Origin of the sequence: Nitrosomonas aestuarii, from assembly GCF_003046585.1 — a bacterium.
GTDB classification, from domain to species: Bacteria; Pseudomonadota; Gammaproteobacteria; order Burkholderiales; family Nitrosomonadaceae; genus Nitrosomonas; species Nitrosomonas aestuarii.
The window spans coordinates 116,324-134,703 of sequence record NZ_QAAE01000009.1; the positions used below are offsets into that span (position 1 = coordinate 116,324).

Genomic DNA, 18,380 nt, shown 5'->3' on the forward strand with positions numbered 1-18,380 from the left:
TGACGTATATATTTAAGCATCGTTTTGTAAAGTTCCTGCTGGTAAATCAGCTGTTGTCGTTGTTGGTTTATAACCGGCGCACTTGAGGATATAGTCGGTGATTTTTTGCATGGGTTTTCTCAACCGTTCAGCGTCAGCTACGATATAGCCAGCAGTAATATCATTGTTCATTTTATGATTCGCGAGCCGTTTTACAGCATAGGCTGAAATATCCAGACTTTCTGCAACAGTCATGAAGGTGCGGCGCAAATCATGAATGGTGAAGGTAACGCCGGATTGCTCAATAATTTTAGCCATTTGTTTGCGTGGCTCCACGATATAGCCATTTCCACTTACTTTAGGAAATACATATTCGTTGATAGCATGTGTTTTCCTTTCCTGTAAGAGATCATAAAGAAAATCAGACAAGGGCAGGGTGTGATCCAGATGGTTTTTAGTATTGATGACTTTTAAGGTTTTGGATTTCAAGTCGATATTGTTCCAGGTCAAGCCGGCGGCTTCTTCTCTTCTGAGTCCGGTAAGCAGTATCAGCAGTAAATAATCCCGGATTGTTTCACGGTTCTGACTGAGACCATCGTTTTTTAAGCTCATGGCTGCCTGGAACCACGGTTCAAGTTCGTGGGGTTTGATAACAGTCTGTCGACGTTGCACTCGATACCATGCGCGGGTTTGTGACAGGCGTTTGACCGGATTACCCAGGATTAATGATTGTCCTTTGCTGTCTTCGTACTGCCCGGCAGCAAAATTGAATAACGCGCGTAAAAAACGCATGGTGAGGTTGGCTTGTGCTTTGCTGGTTTTTCCAAGCTCTGCATGCCGCTTGGCAATCATATCTTTCGTTATGCCAGCAATAGCTTTGCTGTTCCAGTCGGCAAGATAGGTACTCATGATGCGTTTGTAATCATAGATTGTTCTATGTTTCAGTGCTTTACGCGCTGCTAGAAAATCCTGGAAAACATTTTGTAATGTCATGCTTCGTGCTTTTTGCTCTTTGGCTTCATCATTGGGATTGATGCCCTTTGCCATTTTAAGCAATACTTCCCGCGCTTGATTACGAGCTTGCTCAGCCGTAAAAATGCCATGCTTGCCGATGGTTACCCTGATGGTTTTGCCGTTAATTTTGCTTTCAGCGATGTAGACTTTGCTGGTTGTGCCGACTCGCAAACCAAAGCCTTTTATTTCGCTGTCGCGATAAAATTTCTGTCCTTTTTCAGGGTGAGGAATGGAATCGATAAATGTTTTGATAAGCTTCTGTGACATGACTATTCTCGCAGTCTACTAATCCAGGCAAAAAGCTACTAATAAAAATTAGTAGCCGTATAGTAGACCAGAAAGATAAAACAACGTCAAAGTTATGTGGGATGATTAAAAGAGGGGACAACTATTAAAACACTTTAATAATAGATAGTTATTATTTAATTAAAACAATTTAAGGCTTGTTAAGGGAAAATAAGAAGCCTTAAAAAAGGCCATTATTAGAACTTTTAATCCGTTGGTCGTGAGTTCGAGTCTCACACGGCCTACCAAATAAAACAAGCGCTTAGTTCGTCATGGACCGAGCGCTTTTTATTTTTCCGGCTCGGTATTGAAATATTGGCCATGGGCGGGGCTTCGAAACGATTATCCGCTGTAAATCAGCTTCCATATTTTCCAGTATCAGCATCAGTTCTTCCAGTAATTAAACCTTATAAGGCAATGAGATATAAAATTCATCTGGTAAATATGCACGCTGTTTCTTGAAATAAACTGGCAAAACTTCAACGCTGATTAACACTGTTGTGCCGCGTATCGGGTTTGATAGTGCCGCCACTGGCAGCGTTCCTGTTTAAGACTACCAAAGAAGCTTTCAGCAACTGAATTATTCCAGCAGTTCCCCAAACGGCTCATGCTGCCGATATAGCCATGAGATTTCAATAATCTCCGGTATGCCTTGCTGGCATATTGTGAACCGCGATCCGAATGGACTATCAAGCCAGCCTGAAACTCCTTGATCCATCGTCTGAGCATGTTGGTGTTAATTTCCAGGCTTCGGGCTGCTTCTGCTATCGTAAATCCCTGATCCTGAACCAGACTGATTGCGTCTAATTTGAATTCCTTCGAATATTGCTTCCTCGTTACCATCTCTTCCTCCAGTTAAGAATATTTTCTCTTAACTGGAGTGTCCGGGTCTATTGAACCACATCATAGTATGCCTTAGCACATTCTCCGATGAGAGTAGTAGTGATTAAGACCATTTAAAACGTTATTTTCGGAGAGGTATCGTTATAGATTTTCTTTTACGATCCGTCAGTAACTTTTTATCCCCACATTTCAATTGGAAGAAACACTATGATCCTACGCTCTCGTTTATTGTTTAATATTCTGATTGGCATTATCTTAAGTAGCATGCTACCTGTTCATGCGGATGGTTATAAACCTACAAGCATTGATTCTATTTTGTATTTTCAGGCTGCCATAAAGGATGCTGAATACTGTTCGATGACTGTTAAAGACGGTGACTTAGTTACTATCAATAGCAATACAGGCAAGGTACTAAGCAATGCTGCCATGACTTGCCCGGATATGTTTTCCTGGAAGCTATTTGCCGATGCAGTTCAGGCTAGATTCTGGTCAAACTGGGCTGATGAGAATGACAACTGGCCAGCACAGCCATATGCGCTCTGCCAGTCTGGACAAACACCTGGCAAAGATCATTGTTGTCAACCTGGGTCCACAAACAACGATCTCAATCATTGTCCAGTTTATCCAGGGATGCAGCACGCCATAAAACTCAAAAGTCTGACTGATGCTTTGACAGAAGAAGCGCAGGTGCAGGCGCGCGATCCTGCCTTGCAGCGTCATACCCGTCTACCATTCCATGACGCGCTTAACCCCCTTAGCCGCATGAATAAATTGCAGTCTATGAAGAAGGCTGCAGACACACCAATATCTTCCTGTTCTGCGGTATCTGTCGATGGTAAAACTAAGGATCTGGTACCAGATATCATAAAAAAATTTAATCCATCCGATGCAGAAAGTACAGGTCGCGTCATTCGTCAGACAAATGCTGAACTGACCGTTCGCAACAAGGTATTCCATGATTACCTGTTCATTAATAATTTGTACAATGCCAACGGTGTAATAGACGTATTTAAGGTCAATCAGAAAAATCTGAAAACAGAAGCGCCCTATCATCTTGCCAATCATTCATCTCAGGGTGGGAAACCTGGTGTGTTGTCTCGCGTAGATTTGCCGCCGGATGCCATCATGATCAAGAGTAACTGGCTGCATCATGATCTTGCTGTCGCTCTGGGATTGCCGGGTGACCCCAAGCAGTACATTAGCAAATTGCTGCAGACACAGATCGATTTGCAGGCGCTGGGTATCAGCAAACCACCGCTCACTTGCAATCTGGAAGGCATTCATCACCTAGTGGCATTCCATATTTCCTCTAAAGATATTCCTAATTGGGTATGGACAACCTTCGAGCATATTAGCCTGCCCGGTCGCTGCGATATCACCGGTTGCAATGATGCTTACGGTTATGCAAGCAGTGATAAGAGTCGCCCGGCTGGCACTGCAGATAATTACGTCAAACCCAATCAACATAGCGATCAGTTGAATTCGCCCAGTATCGTTTTCAATTCAGACAAAGGTTATCCGCAGGAAATGATTCGTTCGGAATGGGATAAGCTGCTAACTCAATTAAATATTGGTAGCGGTAGTAGCACGAGTCAGGTTGAACCTGACCCAGAGGATATTGCATGGCGTAACTTTCGCCTCAAAGGCTCGCAAGTGGAGTTTGTTAACTCGATTGGTCAATCGACGCTATTGGGTAATTCGGTAACCGAGGCAGGGTTTATGGATGGTTCGAGCTGCATTAGTTGTCACGCTAGAGCTGGTGCGGCACTGAATGGAGACGGCTCAGCTAATTTCCTCGCACTCTCAGTGTTTGAACGCAATCTGACAGACTTTGGCTATGCACGCAGTCATCATGGTATTCCTGATCCGTTCTGGTTCTACAACGATAACAACAGTCGGCCAAACATGATGGTGATGCAAACGGACTTCATCTGGGGTTTCCTAAACGCTAGCCCTATCGTGTCCAGTAAACCATAGAAGCAATCTCATGCTGTTTTCAACTTGTGCATCTCGACTGCACAGGTTGAAACAGTGCGCATTACAATAGCTACGGGTCAGTGATTCTTGAACTTAACCGTTTTATGGCTGCAAAAATTCTGCACTCATACTTTCAAACGCTAAGCGTAAGGCCATTGCCATTCATTCGTAACTGTTCTAAAAAATTCATATTCATAGCAACATCATATTGATAGTCAAGCAACCAAAAACTTATTATCAATGAAGCTATAAAAGTGAACTTGCGAGCGAAATTTCCATTGTGGTTTTTAATTTGCGATGCAGCTCAATTTGCTAACTGCATATCATTCTTAAAAAGAACGACCTACAAATCAGGAAATCATGATTCTGAAATTATCACATCAAATGCAGGTTGTTATATCTAAGCAATACCATGGAATAAATATAACTAAATTCCAGTTACCAGATTTGTCCGTTTTGGCGAGCCATACTTTTCTTACACTTATCGCTGAAATCATTGATCGTCGGACTTATCAGTTTTGAGTCGGTTTGAGGCACTCAAAGCCGATTTTCAATATTGTTACTGTCAGCACAAGATCATTGATAGATCACATTACTATGAAAAAGCCAGCCATTCACATGAATTTCTTCAGGGTCATGATGTGTCCAGTGGATAACTCCACCTTTATCATTCCATTCATATTCACCAAAAAATTCAATCTTGTCATTCACTGCCAAGGTATCTATTCTTGGTGCCAAATCAATATTGTGTGCAATCAGTAGCGTTTGTTTTGATTTCAATTCAATGATGAATCTCTGATGACGACTTCCATTTAGGTCATCTGATAGAATTGAAATCACAGTGCCTGTCCCATAGGCCTGAACATTACTTTGCGCACTGGCAAATAGTTGGGTTAATAATTCATCACTATCGGCTTCCAATTCAATGTAATCAGTAATTTTTCCTGCTCTTAATAAGCCACCGAAAACATTCCCATAAACATAAACTTCTTCACCTTTAGTACCGATGTAGGTATCGGAGTTGGGATAGTAACGAACCAGATATTCATCCAGGGTAGTGGTCTCTACCCCGGCAGAACTAAATAATTCAGGATATGCAGCTTCAGCAAAATTAAACAACTTATTGCTATTGATTAGAGAATTTTGAGCAATAGATATTGCCGGAATTAATGCCAGGAATAACAAGGTGATAAATTTCATAGGCGATAAGTTTTGCTGAAGAAATATAGAAATACCCAGAAAACATTAACGGCAGACAGATTGCGATAATTAATTCTAGAGGAAAACCGCACTGTGCCCAACGCAATTCGCGCCAGAGTGTAACAGGCGGCCCACCGATCTGTTGAAACTGTCGAACCCCCCAGGTTGAAGCCCAGGCTTTTTACGTCGGCCCACGCAGAACCTTTCCTCCGCAACCACACCACAACCAAAGGAAACCCCATGCCAAGACACAAACGCAGCATCGGAAATCGTAAAGTTCGCAATCTGACCACAGAGGGTCGAGAAATCGCCAAATTCACAACCAAAACGGCCGATAGCATGTTTCGCCTTTCAACCACCGCGCAATCGGGCATGAAGAAAGCATTCGACTATATGCCGCAAATTGGGCTTCTCAACAGCATCAAGTATGCGCTTGTATATCTCCTGATTGCGGTGGTCGGCACTGCGCTGCAGATAGTCTGGATACTTGTTCTCATTGTTTTCGGATTGCCGTTTCTGATCTCACTGTTTTTCCAGTAAAAGTCTTCGCTCCTTTCCGGAGTCCGCAGCAACAATAATTCTGAAGTGACATTCTCATGGATTTTGAGATCAAAAATAACGCCACTTGTGAGCGTATCCATTAATTTAACTGCATTTTTCCCGGTATTCACCGGAAGACATTTACAATTCAGAATTCAAAAAATAGGATGTTGTCGAACGCGGCGGCGGCATGAAAACCCACAGGTTCGACCAAATTCAGGAAGACCGCAGAAAAACAATTCGACCATATTTGGAAGGTGCCCAGGGAATCAAGAACGGGAGCGATTCCCTGGGCGGTTGGTTGTGAAACATCATCATTTCGTGGGCTTCAATACCCACAATTTCCATATCGACAGGTAGGAGTGCAGCTTCATCAATTTTATGAATTGGATAAATTCGACGGCCTGCTTGCGACCCAAAGTGGATATTTCAATAAAACCAACCGTCAAGACTTACTCAATTCCAGATTTATTCCGGATCTATAAGCTTAATCCCGCCAAACCGTTTCGAGAATTTCTTTGCTGGTACTCCTTCAACTTGATATTGATAAAGTACCAGGAATGCCCACCCGCATTTAAATCCCGGGCACGATTTCTTTGTTACTTTTCCGAATGTATGGTATATGTCCTGCATAATAATTCGCTAAAATCGTAAAAAATGAGGGGACAACTGTGATTTTTATAATCGCCTACCTGGCAACAGGCATTGCTCTTATCGGATATGATTTCGCTGCGCCACCAGCGCATAAAAAAACTTATATATTGGAAGGAAAATTAAAAGGCATATTGACTACATGGTTCCTTTGGCCTGCTGTCATCTTTATGGATAGTTATTACGCCACCAAAGAAGGGAAAGATGGTATCAGGTTCGCGTTAGGTGTCATACTCTTGTTCATCGCTATATTTTTTATAGCCAGTCTTTTTTTTCATTTTGTTGCCAGTTCTTCCATCTTTGCTTATCTTGGATGCTTTGTGATCGTAGTGCTGCTTTCACCATTTTTAGCGGCTATAATATTGCCTGGTCACGACAAGCTCTAACATGAGCCATGTCTGGACACAAACTCACACTTACACGATCAACCCGGCAACAAAAACTGTAAACCGGTTAAATAGAGTGTAAAAGCAAAGAAGAAATGAATTTGAGATCCCGGGGAATCAAGAAGGGAGCAAACCAGATAACCATACGATTTTATCAATTCAATGACATCTCCATCATTTCTTCCCGGTGCCGACAACTTAACGGATACGCCGCGTACCAGCGGATGCAATCCAGAATCACTTCAATCGGAAAGCGCATTCCTTTTACAGCCAGCATGTATGCACACCATTTTTTGATGTCAACAGTCTACACGAAGGTATCGATGACCTCGCCTAATGCGACAGAACCATTGCAAGAATCCTAGCGCATTTTCCAAGGTCCGTATTCAGTCTCTTTGTCAAAATCGTCCCAAATAACGGGTGGCTGTGGGATTGTTGTGGTTGGCACCATAAATGTTGCAATATCAAGCGCGCCCGTAAACATACGCCCAACCATATGTATTATGCCCGTAAAAAATCCGGCTGTTACGCCATAGGCCGCTCCCTTTTCGCGCCCGGTTACAATCATGGTTTTAGGAATCTCCGCAACACCAGTAACCACATTTGCAATTCCATAGCCAAGTTTTTCACCGACCTGGGCGGGATATTTGTGCGCTACCGCTACTTGCGTTGATAAGGAGAATATTATAATTACTCCCGAAAATAATTTGAGGATTTTAAGCATTGGAACCCCCACAAAGGATTAAGTAAACGCCGATTAATTTATTCTTCATCGGTTTTCATAAATAAAATACACGATGTTATCTATATAAAGAATAAGCAATATGCTTAATTTTATTTGTAATTATAAAATTACCCAATATATTTGCTGCGAAAGGATTTTTTAATTCCGCTTTACACTAAACAGGCACGACAACTTCGCCCCTGGGCGTGAGTTTTAAAGACTTCGTTGAAAAAATTTAGAATTTTAGATTAGCTGATTAGTATCCGTTACGCGCAAAAAAAATAGAATCATTCTAACTTCTCGCCACTTAGTTTTGATCATCAGAGTGAGGAGGTTGGGTAAGGACTCTTAATCTCAGTGATATCTTGCTATTGAGTTACGAGGGTTGATTGATCGCCACCTTAGCGATCAACAGTTGAGAATGATTGGAGATTCGATCGACAGGGGGGATTTATGAAGCGATGATGTCGAAGATCCTCAGCGGGTCTATTGGGTTTCAGTTGAGCGGCTTACTTGCCGAAAATTGATTATTCGCAGCGGGGAGGATACGAACGACCGGAATGGCCGTAGAGCGGAAGCATAGATGCAAGGAACCGAACTTCCGCTTTTCAAGATTGACCAGTCGTTCACTGGAAACTGGTGACTGACTGTTGATTGCCGGAAAGCGACCCAAAGCAAACGGTGAGATAGTACAGCAAAATTCATTTTTAACAGAGTTAACACAATTGTTGGGCAGGTTTATGAAATTCGATGACATTTTCATCCGGGTCTCTTATGAAAAAGAATTTCGCTCCTTCAAATTCTACTTTTTCCGTAATAGCGATTCCATGGCTTAAAAGCTGTTCCTCTACAGCATTGGTATTTGTAATCTCTAAAGCGATATGAGTGTAACCCGTGTGTTTATCTGTAATGTCCATTAAGACATTACTAGGTGTCTCATCCGTAGAATTTAGAATGAAATTGATATTTACACCAGATGGATGTTCCATTATTGCAACAGGTTCTGGGCCAACAGGCCCAACAATAAATTTGAAACCTAGCTTTTCACAAAACTGTCTGGACGTTCGAAGGTGTAAATCAGCTTCCAATATTTTCCAGTATCAGCATCAGTTCTTCCAGTAATTAAACCTTATAAGGCAATGAGATATAAAATTCATCTGGTAAATATGCACGCTGTTTCTTGAAATAAACTGGCAAAACTTCAACGCTGATTAACATCGTAGGTCACAATCTCATTTCCGACTGGGCGCCGTTTTTTGTTTTTGAATGCATTAATGTGAACAAAAACCTGATTCTCACAGCCATTCATAGTGATAAAGCCGAAGCCTTGATCATCTTTCCAGTTTGTTATTCTGCCTTGATAGCGCATAGAGAATCCCAGTGATCAGATTGAGAGAATAAAATCTTTTGTTTTGGTAATCGGCCAGGATCTTTAAAATCTTAGGGCTTAATGTGTTAATCAAGATGCAACAATCACCAGGGAAAAGGTGAAAGCTAACTTTGAGTCACTCCAGATGCCTTTCATCCCACAATCCTGGAGCAATCCTCCGGGTCTTCACCGTAGTACACCAGTTCAATCGTTAATCAGGTTGTGCTGGAAGATTCAAACGGCATCAATCTTCATAGGTCCTGACGGCTCATCTTTGCAGCTTTCACCAAACATCTCTGCATTTATAACCGCATATCCACCAGCCACAGGAAATCCACATGACAAAACAAAGACGTAACCGTGTAAAACGTAACCAGGTTTCATCTGGTCGGAGAATCGCCTAATTCATAAACAATGTAGCTGGTGGAATATTTTGTTTGGTAAAAACACTCAGGCAGGCATGCAGAAGGCATTCGACTACATGTCTCAAATAGGATTTCTCAATAGTGTCCTGTATGCACTGGCGTATATTCTGTTTACAGTGGTTGGCGCAGTGTTGCAGATAGTCTGGGAAATGTCCTTATCGCTTACGGAATACCGTTTCTGATTAACATATATTTCTAGAAAATTCTTTGTCAGCGCCAGTTTTTTGACGTGTTGCCATATCAGCTTTTGCATATCCAGTGCCTGCGAATAGTACCCTTAGAGATATTTGTTAATTTAACTGGTTTATTATGGATATCAACAGGAAGCATTAACAATTCAAGAACGTTATAGGTAGGACGATCAAGTTGATTTCATTTTGATGTAAATGTTTGTGGTGATTTGAGGTGCAGCCCCATCGGCACATGGAATTCAAATATGTCTTATTTTTACAAATAAAAAATATTTCCAACGCCAAATGTTACAAAATGATTGAAAGCTATTGATTTTGTGCATTATATCCTGATAAATTACCAATTACTTCTTAAACCACTATCAGGAGCGCTTCCTATGAACAAGACTGAGTTGATTGAAGCAATCGCAACACGTTCTAAAACTACCAAGGCTCAAACAGCTGAAATACTTAACGGGATGCTAGAAGTTGTTCAAAAAACATTGGCCGGTGGAAATAATGTTCAATTAGTGGGATTCGGCACTTTTTCAGTAACACAGCGTGCAAGTCGTGAAGGCCGTAACCCGGCAACGGGTAAAACCATGACAATTCCTGCTAAAAAGGTTGTTAAATTCAAAGCTGGCAAGACCCTCTCTGATGCAACAGCTGCTGTTAAACTCGTACGTGCAGCCAAATCTAAAAAGGATACAAAAAAGAAATAAATCATTCAGGAAAGGTCTACTTGGATGGCCCAGGGAATCAAGAACAGGAGCAATTCCCCGGGCGGTTTGATATGAAACATCATCGTTTTTGTAGACTTCTTATTGTCTACAATTTGCATATCGGCCAGTCAAGAAAATTACTTTAGCAATTTTTAATTATTTTTTTCAGCCGAGCCAGTCTCGACCATCGGCCATGTATGCAGTGGTGTTCATGTGGTGTTTCTTCAGTGATCACATAAAGGCGTTTCTCACCTTTTCTTTCAGCCAGTAGCGCCTGAATGGCCATGCCCGTTGCCAATGAGAACCAATGATATTTTTCATCGTGATTTTTTTCCATGAAACTATCAGTAGAAATGATCACCGGTCTTGGATGCCAGGGCTTCCACTTACCAGTCTTGATCGAATCCAGACGTACCCAGCCGCCATTCGGAAAATCTTGATTCCCTTCATTCTTGCGATTGTCCCAAGTTACCCTAGGTTACATTGCCATGACGCAGCAAAACGGGTAAGCAGGCATCAGGCTGGGGGAAGTTGATTTTGTGTTTTTGATATTGAGTACAGCCACACATAATGGACTAATAGCTGATATGCAGTTAGGTATTTTTCGCTACCATTACCTATTTTACGCCATGCGCCCCAAACTGTTTCTGGTACTAATTTTACTGTCTTTTTCATTGAATTTGGCTAATTTTTTTACATCTTCGGGTAGCAATATCAGGGCTCTTGGCTCTAAGGCTGCCTTATCAACTATAACCCAATAATTACCCGTAATCTTTTCTAAATGATGGAAAAGTCAAAATGACGCCTTCTTATTTCGGCTATTATATCCATCGTTATCACTCCAGATTTTTCTGACTAAATGTCGGGTATTTAACAATCATGGGTGAAAACTTTTCAACGCCGATTTACCGAAATTTCTGGTAAGTTTTGCATGCCGATTGACAGTTTTGACGCCATACATCTACCAAACATTTGGAGTTTTACTGGATGTAATAAAATGGGACAGACATTTTTATGCTGTACTGTTAAGATCAACTAAAATCGATGTTCTAAAATATTCGGGAAACATGAAGACAATGAAATTGTAGGATTATGATTATAGTTTGGATAACCCTGGAGAGGCCAATGATGACATATAAAAACTTATTACAGATCTTTTACCAGAGTTACACAAAACACAGGGTGTCAAGATTGACAGGAATTTTCAGTCTATTATTCATACTCAGCGGTTGCCAGACGATACTAACCCCCGAACAGGCCACCACTACATTCTGGAAAGCGATGGCGAATGGCGATCTCGAGTCCGCAAAAAAATACACGACCCAGGAGACTCAATATCTTGTGACTAAACAAGAAAATATTATGGGAGCGTCACTAGAGACTGGCGTGATCGTTATCGATGGTCTTAATGCTAAGGTTGCGACTGTCATAATGCCGAAAAATCCCGAAAGCAATCAGCTCTTATCTTTCGATACTGTTTTATTAAAAGAAAACGATGTATGGAAAGTGGATTATCGGCAAACGCTCAACAACTTTTCAATCCTGCCTTTCGGTGATGTTATTAATAGCTTACGGGCAATTGGCGATGTTATTAACGAGAAGTTAGAGCAACAAATGCCGTTTTTTGAAAACCAAATTAGATCCTTTAGTGATCAACTTATACGGCAATTGGATGAATTTCGCCATCAGTTGGAAAAAACCAACCCTGCTGAAAAACAATAATAGTCTTGTCCTCACGGTGTGGTTCAACACGGTAAAACTGTCAGTTAACAGATTGTATTATATGATTTATTGAATCTGATATAAAATGTTTAGTGTTGATTATGATTTTTCTCGCGATAATTTTGCATGTTGAGTAACACTAGCACTGATTACATCCAGTTCAAATTCTAAAGACAAATAATCATTTTTTATCTTGTTCTGGAAAATGTTTTTTTGCCTTTTCGAAGGCTTGTTGCATAGATTTCAGGGATAAACTCAGTCCATTTTGAATGTCTTTCCAAGCACTTTCTGAGCTGTTCTCAAATTGGTTCCATTTCTCCTTTGCCTGCCTCAATTCCTGTTCGAGCTCATCAAGATGTGGTTGAATGTTATCCTGCGCTTCTTTTGCTCCCAGGTGCATTTGTAACTTGACTTCATCGACTATTGATTGCAAGTTTTCCAGTTCAGTTTGCAATTGCTTTTTCATTGTTTTTTCGTTCATTTCATTTTCCTTTTAGTTGAATTGCAGGCAAATTTAATCCAGGTTGTGTCAATCAACAACCAAAATTTACCACTTATTAACATCCGACAGCTTCCGGTAAAAAGAATTAAAGATTTGTATTCTATACTTTTCATTGAATTTGATGGAGAACTTTCAGTGTTAATTCAGATCTTTTCCTGGTAATTTTGCACGTTGATTAATACTTATCCAAAATGCATATACAGTGTCGGCGAATAGCACCCTCAAAGATATTCATTAATTTTATTGTTTTTAATGGATGTCAACAGGAAACACTAACAATTCAAGAACCAGGCTATTCTGGCGATCAGGGAGGCTTTGTTTTAAGGTGCCCAGGGAATCAATAACGGGAGAAATTCCCTAGGCGGTTTGATATGAAACATCATCATTTTTGTAGACTTCTTACTGTCTACAACTTACATATCGGCCAGTCAAGAAATTACTTTAGCAATTTTTTGACTATTTTATTCAGTCGAGCTAATCTGGGTCATTGATCATGCGTCCAGTTATGTTCAGGCGGTGTTTCTTCGGTGACGACATAAAGTCGTTTCTCGCTATTTCTTTCGACTAATAGTGCTTGTATCGCCATACCCGTTGCTACTGTGGAATCCAATGAGATTTTTCGTTATGATCTTTTCCCATGAAGCGATTACCAGAGGAATAATGATCCCTGGCCCAGGATGCCAGGATTTTCATTTCTCCAGCCTTGATTGAGTCCAGGCGTACCCAACCGCCATTTGGGGAATTACCGATTCATTTATTAAATTTGATGAAAAATACTCAGTGTTGATTCTGATTTATTTCTGACAATGCTTGCATGTTGATTAACCCGCCAGAGATATGACTATATCTCAGTTTTTTGTGCTGATTTGTTCTTTGTGAGGCTCTAACACTCTGGTTTTATAAATAGAGAAATCTATTTGATACCTTTGCAGTAACTTATAAAATTCAGTTCGATTGCGCTTAGCAATGCGTGCAGCTTGGGTGACATTGCCTGAGGTTATTTTTAGAACGCGAACGAGATAATCTCGTTCAAATTGTTTTTTAGCCTCTTCAAATGATGCAAGTTGGGAGGTTTCCATATTTATCGCATCATAAACAAGTGTGAGTGGAATCAAGGAAGTAGTGCTTAGAACAATGCACTGTTCGACAACATTCATCAGTTGCCTTACATTGCCGGGCCAGGGTGCGGTGACCAGCGTCTGCATGGCATCCGGAGAGATTCCATTAATATTCCTGTGATATCTGTTAGCAAATAGCTCAAGAAAATAATTTGCTAACAACGGTATATCTTCTCTTCTTTGGGATAATGACGGTATTTTCAGTGAGATAACGTCTAAACGATAGTATAAATCTTCCCGGAAGCTGCCCTTTGCAATTTCTTCTCTAAGGTCGCGATGAGTCGCTGAAATAAACCGCACATTTATTGTGATGGTATTTGCACTACCTACCGGCCGTATTTGCTTTTCTTGGAGGGCGCGTAGTAATTTAACCTGCAAAAATAATGGCATATCGCCAATTTCATCGAGAAATAATGTTCCTCCTTCAGCGAGCTGAAATAGACCTTGGTGATCACGTATCGCGCCGGTAAAAGCACCTTTCACATGACCAAAAAGCTCTGTTTCCAATAACTGTTCTGGAATAGCTGAACAATTAACCGCTATGAAAGGTTTATCATAACGACTTGATGCACTGTGGATAGCCCGCGCAAATAATTCTTTGCCGACACCACTTTCACCGTAAAGTAATACACTGGCATCGCCTCTGGCGACCAGTTCCGCTTTGTTAAGTATATCTTTCATGTCAGCACTTTGTGTAATGATATCTTTACACCATGAAGGATTTGCGTTTTCAGTCTCTTGGGCATGGGGGGAATTCTTAAGTGCTTTCTGAACTTGAGCTAGCAAGGTCTTGCTGTCGTATGGTTTTGTTAAGTAACCAAAAACGCCGCGTTGCACTGCCGATACAGCATCCGGTATGGTGCCATGGGCGGTTAGAATAATGACCGGTAGAGCAGGAAATTTTGTATGTATATGCTCAAATAATGCCATGCCGTTCATGCCGCTCATTTGTATATCGCTGATAACAAGTTGCGGCCGTTCAAGATCAAGATAATTGATGGCCGATTCGGCACTATTGACGGTATCAATTTCATAACCGGCAGCATTCAATCGAATGGACAGTAGTTCAAGCAGGTCTTGATCGTCATCGACAAGTAATATTTTCGAGTTTGTTTCCATTGATAATCCTAGGGCATGCTTCTTCTGATAAGCGATTTTTCCATATCCTTAATGTCTTCTATTTTCTTCTGTAACATCTCAGATTTAAGCTTCTCATTTGCCAGTTGATGAAATAGTTGTTTTGCCATTCTTTTTAATCGCAATTCTTCTTCCAATCGCATGATCAGAAGATTTCTAAAACTTTCGAAGGATGATGGTTGACGCTCGGTTTCAGGCCAGTTCTTGAGTAAAGAAAGTGCTATGTTTGTATCATAGAATTTTTGACCGGGTAAAGTTAACAGCAATATATATCTGATACGATTAATGCTGTTATTGTCGTTTTCAAATTTCTCCTTTACATTATTGAATATTGCTTCTAGTTCTGTATTATTTTTCTTTTCCAGGCTTGCATAATCATGCATAAGGTCACTTAATTGATTTTCAAACAGTTCTCTTGAAATCAATTCATCCGGTTTTATGATGGCTTGTTTTTTTTCTATAGTAGTGCACCCGGTTATTGATAAAATAGCTATAACAATGATGATATATATTATGATGTTATATATATGCTTCATAGCAGTGTTTAATTATTTTGCATGGGCAAGACAAGTCGGAAATAGCTGCCGGGCTCTGGAAAGTTCATTAAAAAGATGCGCCCACCGTGCGCAAGTGCAAATTCCTGGGCAATGGATAAACCTAGCCCCGTTCCTTTTACATGTGTGTCGGGAATAGATTGGCCTTGATAAAAAGGTTCAAAAATTTTGTCCCTATCTAACTTATGTATACCCGCGCCAGAATCTTTAATGTCTAATTTCACACATTTTTTATCGTGACTGATTTTTATTTCAATATTGCTACAAGGCGGTGAAAATTTTATGGCATTCGACAAAAGATTATCAATAATAGTTTGTATTTTTTCAGCATCGCATTCATAAACTATATCCTGGTGATTACGAATAATCTTTAACTTTTTGCTCATAATCGATAAATTCTGGTTTAGTAATGTGTCTTCTAAAATTTTGGAGAGGCTGATAGGCTGTTTTACAAGTGCGGCTTCTGCGGCTTGGATGGCACTATAGCTTAATAAGTCCTCAATTCGTTTCTGCAATTGCAAGCTGCTGCTATGTAGTATATCTGCAATGAGTTGTTGTTTTTTGGATAAATTCCCGGTGACACCTTCTGCAAGCAGATCTGCGCCTTCACGGATGGCCGTAAGCGGCGTTTTAAGTTCATGCGAGATATGTCTTAGAAACTGATTTTTCTGTTTTTCCAGTTTTAACAGGCGGCGACGCAGCCAATCAAGGCGCTTCCCAAGTTGTTTTAGATTTTGAGGGCCTGTTACATTAATTGGTTTTAATAACTCTCCCTGACCTAAACTGTAGATCGCTTCGTCAATTTGTTTGATTGGGCGCGTAATGAGTATTGAGAACATAACTGCTAAAAAGATAACAAAGGGAATGACGGCAAGTAATTGTATTTCGATATTTGAACGCACCTGATTGGCGGTTTCAAGCATTTCGTTAGCGTAGCGGTTAATCAGAATGTTGCCTAAATTTTTGAAATCTTCAACTGCAGCGAGCAGCTTCGTGAAGCTTTCAATCTGGGTTTGTAAGATTGTCAGACTATCTGGAGAATCTTTGATTTTTAGTATTTCTCTATAAATAATGAGTTCGGATAAACGCATTTTCTCCAGTAAAAGCTGGTGCTCGGCGTGTAGGGGTAGCTTGGTGAAATTTTCTGCCGTTTTCTCAAATTTTTCATGTGAATGAATATACCCTTCGAGTAAAGACAGATCACTCAGTATTACTGCCTGCCTCAGACTTCTTTCCATCGCTAAAACCTCGTCAGCTAGTACCCGGTTACCATGGGTAATTTCTGTCGCTTGGTAAATTGTTTCGTGGCTGCGCTCAGCGAGACTGTCAATAGTGATTGCACTATAGATTAAAGCTGCGATCAAGGGTGCGCCAACAAGTGAAAACCCCAGCAAAATAAGCTTTAAAAAAGACTTAGGGTATCGTTGGTGCTTTGACGATATTGGGTGTTCAGTATTTATTAAAAAATCGGCAGTATCAGCATTGACAGTCATATGTGCTTTCCTTGTCAGTTGATGATCGTTCAAAAATTTTATAAATCCATTTTTGATGCGTCAAACAAGTAACTAAAGTTTAAAACGAACTCATCTGTTCAGGTTGATAATTTTTTACTCTGAATTTGTTTGTCACACTATTATCCTCTGAATGGTGCGGTTTTGTATTATTCATGTCCCGAATCTCTGAGTTTAATCTAGTGTGGCGAACTGTATTTTTGCCTGGTGTCGATTGCCCTGAAACCGTTTTTGACGGTTTGTTAGGAGCAGGAATAGTTGCCAAAATATTGCTTACGCAACATGCGTAAGATGCTGGAATGCCTTTTTGTTGTATTTGCAGCTTTCACAGGTGAAGTTTAACAAAATTCTCTAGAGATATCTTTTAAATAACCGTTAGTACAGGTAGTTATATTGCACGTGCTAACGCTTTTTATGTTGCATTGTCAAATTATCAGTAATGTTAACTATTATTCTTTGTGGGTTAATTTGTGCTTTGCAAAGTGTTTAAAATTTAAGCTCTAAGATGAGGCTATTATGAATGAAAGCGTAGTTCAATTGGGAGAGAATTTCCAAAAGTATTTTGAAATGGTTCATGTGAAATCTGATGAGCAGAAAAACGATGCTTTTCGCATACGTCATCAGGTTTATTGTGAAGAATTAAAGTATGAGTCGTCACATGAGGATAAACGTGAAACCGATGAATATGATTCCGATTCTATGCATTTATTGCTGCGCAGTAAAAAGTCGGGTGAATTTATCGGTTGCACGCGAATTATTTGTCCGCGTTTGAATGCCCCTGAATATCAATTACCCATTGAGAAGATTTGTGCTGGTTCAATCGATAACACCATAATTGATCTAAAAAAAATACCACGCAACGAAATGGCTGAAGTGTCACGTCTTGCGGTCGTTGCAAATTATCGTAGACGTAAGAGTGACAGCAAGAGTGCAATTAGCATAACAAATGCTGATTTCACTACTGAAAACGAAGAGCGGCGATTCCCCTATATACCGGTTAGCCTGTATCTGGCAACAATTCGGTTGGCGCAAAAAAATGGCATTGAATATTTGTTTGTACTTACGGAAGAAAGATTGGCGCATCATTTTGGTAAGCTAGGGTTTGATATTCAATTAATTGGAAAATCAATCGAACATCGTGGAAAACGTGTCCCCTCAATGGTACGAATCAGTAGCAGCATTAGCAGAATGTATCCTTCTTTGCGTTCGCTTTATCTGGCTATTGTTAAGGACATAGAAAAGACGTGATGTGGTCGATTTTTCTGTACTAGCTCAAATCTAAACTGACAGACACCTTAAAAAAACGGGTAACTGTCAGATCAGGTCTGAGCTAGTACACCTAATCGTGTTAACACCAAGCGACTTTGTCGTATCTTAATTACCAGGCGATTCTGTCGTAATCGCTAATTACCAAGGGAAACTGTCGGTCTCTTTTTTACATGTTTGTTAGTGTTCTTTTTTTGAATACTGGAGGCATGTTGAGGATGATTGTGATGGATTCTAAAGCTCAACTCACCGTTGATATAATTGCTAAAATTGTTGAAGGCAGAA

General features: G+C 40.4%; 19 protein-coding genes and 1 pseudogene. 7 read left to right on the forward strand and 13 right to left on the reverse strand.

The features are described from left to right. Positions 1–12 precede the first annotated feature (12 nt). Both C8R11_RS09520 and C8R11_RS16980 read right to left on the reverse strand, forming a co-directional pair. Positions 13–1,260 (reverse strand): tyrosine-type recombinase/integrase, encoded by a 1,248-nt coding sequence (locus C8R11_RS09520; RefSeq protein ID WP_107795492.1) that lies wholly within the window; start codon positions 1,258–1,260, stop codon positions 13–15. A gap of 513 nt (positions 1,261–1,773) precedes the next feature. Next, positions 1,774–2,121: pseudogene (locus C8R11_RS16980) on the reverse strand (transposase); the annotation flags it as partial. A gap of 207 nt (positions 2,122–2,328) precedes the next feature. Between C8R11_RS16980 and C8R11_RS09530 the strand changes: the two are divergent. Beyond that, entirely contained in the window at positions 2,329–4,098 is a 1,770-nt protein-coding gene (locus tag C8R11_RS09530; protein ID WP_107795493.1) for a hypothetical protein, read from the forward strand. A gap of 576 nt (positions 4,099–4,674) precedes the next feature. On the opposite strand, the gene C8R11_RS09535 is transcribed toward C8R11_RS09530, so the two are convergent. After that, a complete protein-coding gene (locus C8R11_RS09535; protein WP_107795494.1) occupies positions 4,675–5,298 on the reverse strand; it encodes a DUF3465 domain-containing protein in 624 nt (207 codons plus the stop codon). A 240-nt stretch (positions 5,299–5,538) separates the two neighbouring features. Between C8R11_RS09535 and C8R11_RS09545 the strand changes: the two genes are divergently transcribed. Together C8R11_RS09545 and C8R11_RS09555 are read left to right on the forward strand one after the other, a co-directional pair. Further along, entirely contained in the window at positions 5,539–5,838 is a 300-nt protein-coding gene (locus C8R11_RS09545; RefSeq protein ID WP_107795495.1) for a hypothetical protein, read from the forward strand. 671 nt (positions 5,839–6,509) lie between these two features. Then, positions 6,510–6,875 (forward strand): hypothetical protein, encoded by a 366-nt coding sequence (locus tag C8R11_RS09555; RefSeq protein ID WP_107795497.1) that lies wholly within the window; start codon positions 6,510–6,512, stop codon positions 6,873–6,875. 154 nt (positions 6,876–7,029) lie between these two features. On the opposite strand, the gene C8R11_RS16985 is transcribed toward C8R11_RS09555, so the two are convergent. From C8R11_RS16985 to C8R11_RS16990, 4 genes are all read right to left on the reverse strand, one after another. Further along, a complete protein-coding gene (locus C8R11_RS16985; protein WP_280523888.1) occupies positions 7,030–7,152 on the reverse strand; it encodes a hypothetical protein in 123 nt (40 codons plus the stop codon). A gap of 84 nt (positions 7,153–7,236) precedes the next feature. After that, positions 7,237–7,599: an exosortase system-associated protein, TIGR04073 family gene (locus tag C8R11_RS09565; protein WP_107795498.1), complete on the reverse strand. Its 363-nt coding sequence runs from the start codon at positions 7,597–7,599 to the stop codon at positions 7,237–7,239. Between the two features lie 716 nt (positions 7,600–8,315). Then, the gene (locus C8R11_RS09570; RefSeq protein WP_219908575.1) at positions 8,316–8,687 is read right to left on the reverse strand and encodes a VOC family protein; all 372 of its coding nucleotides are present in this window, start codon (positions 8,685–8,687) and stop codon (positions 8,316–8,318) included. Positions 8,688–8,800: 113 nt separating this feature from the next. Continuing rightward, entirely contained in the window at positions 8,801–8,968 is a 168-nt protein-coding gene (locus C8R11_RS16990) for a cold shock domain-containing protein (protein WP_107795500.1), read from the reverse strand. A gap of 460 nt (positions 8,969–9,428) precedes the next feature. Here C8R11_RS16990 and C8R11_RS16185 point away from each other — a divergent pair, with 460 nt between their 5' ends. Further along, positions 9,429–9,575 (forward strand): hypothetical protein, encoded by a 147-nt coding sequence (locus C8R11_RS16185; protein ID WP_219908576.1) that lies wholly within the window; start codon positions 9,429–9,431, stop codon positions 9,573–9,575. Positions 9,576–9,961: 386 nt separating this feature from the next. Beyond that, positions 9,962–10,285: an HU family DNA-binding protein gene (locus C8R11_RS09580; RefSeq protein WP_107795501.1), complete on the forward strand. Its 324-nt coding sequence runs from the start codon at positions 9,962–9,964 to the stop codon at positions 10,283–10,285. Positions 10,286–10,427: 142 nt separating this feature from the next. Here C8R11_RS09580 and C8R11_RS16190 read toward each other — a convergent pair whose 3' ends face one another. Continuing rightward, positions 10,428–10,622, reverse strand: a complete 195-nt coding sequence (locus C8R11_RS16190) for a hypothetical protein (RefSeq protein WP_181258221.1) — start codon at positions 10,620–10,622, stop codon at positions 10,428–10,430. Between the two features lie 788 nt (positions 10,623–11,410). Between C8R11_RS16190 and C8R11_RS09590 the strand changes: the two genes are divergently transcribed. Continuing rightward, positions 11,411–12,007, forward strand: coding sequence for a nuclear transport factor 2 family protein (locus tag C8R11_RS09590; protein ID WP_107795514.1), 597 nt, complete (start codon positions 11,411–11,413; stop codon positions 12,005–12,007). 181 nt (positions 12,008–12,188) lie between these two features. On the opposite strand, the gene C8R11_RS09595 is transcribed toward C8R11_RS09590, so the two are convergent. From C8R11_RS09595 to C8R11_RS09610, 5 genes are all read right to left on the reverse strand, one after another. After that, positions 12,189–12,488, reverse strand: a complete 300-nt coding sequence (locus tag C8R11_RS09595) for a sll1863 family stress response protein (protein WP_090703716.1) — start codon at positions 12,486–12,488, stop codon at positions 12,189–12,191. 505 nt (positions 12,489–12,993) lie between these two features. After that, a complete protein-coding gene (locus C8R11_RS16995; RefSeq protein WP_280523889.1) occupies positions 12,994–13,119 on the reverse strand; it encodes a hypothetical protein in 126 nt (41 codons plus the stop codon). Between the two features lie 238 nt (positions 13,120–13,357). After that, on the reverse strand, positions 13,358–14,746 hold the full coding sequence (locus C8R11_RS09600) for a sigma 54-interacting transcriptional regulator (protein WP_107795502.1): 1,389 nt from the start codon (positions 14,744–14,746) through the stop codon (positions 13,358–13,360). Positions 14,747–14,754: 8 nt separating this feature from the next. Next, on the reverse strand, positions 14,755–15,300 hold the full coding sequence (locus C8R11_RS09605) for a hypothetical protein (RefSeq protein ID WP_107795503.1): 546 nt from the start codon (positions 15,298–15,300) through the stop codon (positions 14,755–14,757). Between the two features lie 8 nt (positions 15,301–15,308). Beyond that, positions 15,309–16,682 (reverse strand): sensor histidine kinase, encoded by a 1,374-nt coding sequence (locus tag C8R11_RS09610; protein ID WP_244907620.1) that lies wholly within the window; start codon positions 16,680–16,682, stop codon positions 15,309–15,311. A 663-nt stretch (positions 16,683–17,345) separates the two neighbouring features. On the opposite strand from C8R11_RS09610, the gene C8R11_RS09615 reads away from it, so the two are divergent. Continuing rightward, on the forward strand, positions 17,346–18,077 hold the full coding sequence (locus tag C8R11_RS09615; protein ID WP_181258222.1) for a PEP-CTERM/exosortase system-associated acyltransferase: 732 nt from the start codon (positions 17,346–17,348) through the stop codon (positions 18,075–18,077). Positions 18,078–18,380: the final 303 nt, after the last annotated feature.

Bases quoted from the DNA above. Each gene is read 5' to 3' on its own strand.
- C8R11_RS09520 (WP_107795492.1), bottom strand. From the start codon at position 1,260: ATGTCACAGAAGCTTATCAAAACATTTATCGATTCCATTCCTCACCCT.
- C8R11_RS09530 (WP_107795493.1), top strand. From the start codon at position 2,329: ATGATCCTACGCTCTCGTTTATTGTTTAATATTCTGATTGGCATTATC.
- C8R11_RS09535 (WP_107795494.1), bottom strand. From the start codon at position 5,298: ATGAAATTTATCACCTTGTTATTCCTGGCATTAATTCCGGCAATATCT.
- C8R11_RS09545 (WP_107795495.1), top strand. From the start codon at position 5,539: ATGCCAAGACACAAACGCAGCATCGGAAATCGTAAAGTTCGCAATCTG.
- C8R11_RS16985 (WP_280523888.1), bottom strand. From the start codon at position 7,152: ATGCTGGCTGTAAAAGGAATGCGCTTTCCGATTGAAGTGATTCTGGAT.
- C8R11_RS09565 (WP_107795498.1), bottom strand. From the start codon at position 7,599: ATGCTTAAAATCCTCAAATTATTTTCGGGAGTAATTATAATATTCTCC.
- C8R11_RS16990 (WP_107795500.1), bottom strand. From the start codon at position 8,968: ATGCGCTATCAAGGCAGAATAACAAACTGGAAAGATGATCAAGGCTTC.
- C8R11_RS16185 (WP_219908576.1), top strand. From the start codon at position 9,429: ATGCAGAAGGCATTCGACTACATGTCTCAAATAGGATTTCTCAATAGT.
- C8R11_RS09580 (WP_107795501.1), top strand. From the start codon at position 9,962: ATGAACAAGACTGAGTTGATTGAAGCAATCGCAACACGTTCTAAAACT.
- C8R11_RS16190 (WP_181258221.1), bottom strand. From the start codon at position 10,622: ATGGAAAAAAATCACGATGAAAAATATCATTGGTTCTCATTGGCAACG.
- C8R11_RS09590 (WP_107795514.1), top strand. From the start codon at position 11,411: ATGATGACATATAAAAACTTATTACAGATCTTTTACCAGAGTTACACA.
- C8R11_RS09595 (WP_090703716.1), bottom strand. From the start codon at position 12,488: ATGAACGAAAAAACAATGAAAAAGCAATTGCAAACTGAACTGGAAAAC.
- C8R11_RS09600 (WP_107795502.1), bottom strand. From the start codon at position 14,746: ATGGAAACAAACTCGAAAATATTACTTGTCGATGACGATCAAGACCTG.
- C8R11_RS09605 (WP_107795503.1), bottom strand. From the start codon at position 15,300: ATGAAGCATATATATAACATCATAATATATATCATCATTGTTATAGCT.
- C8R11_RS09615 (WP_181258222.1), top strand. From the start codon at position 17,346: ATGAATGAAAGCGTAGTTCAATTGGGAGAGAATTTCCAAAAGTATTTT.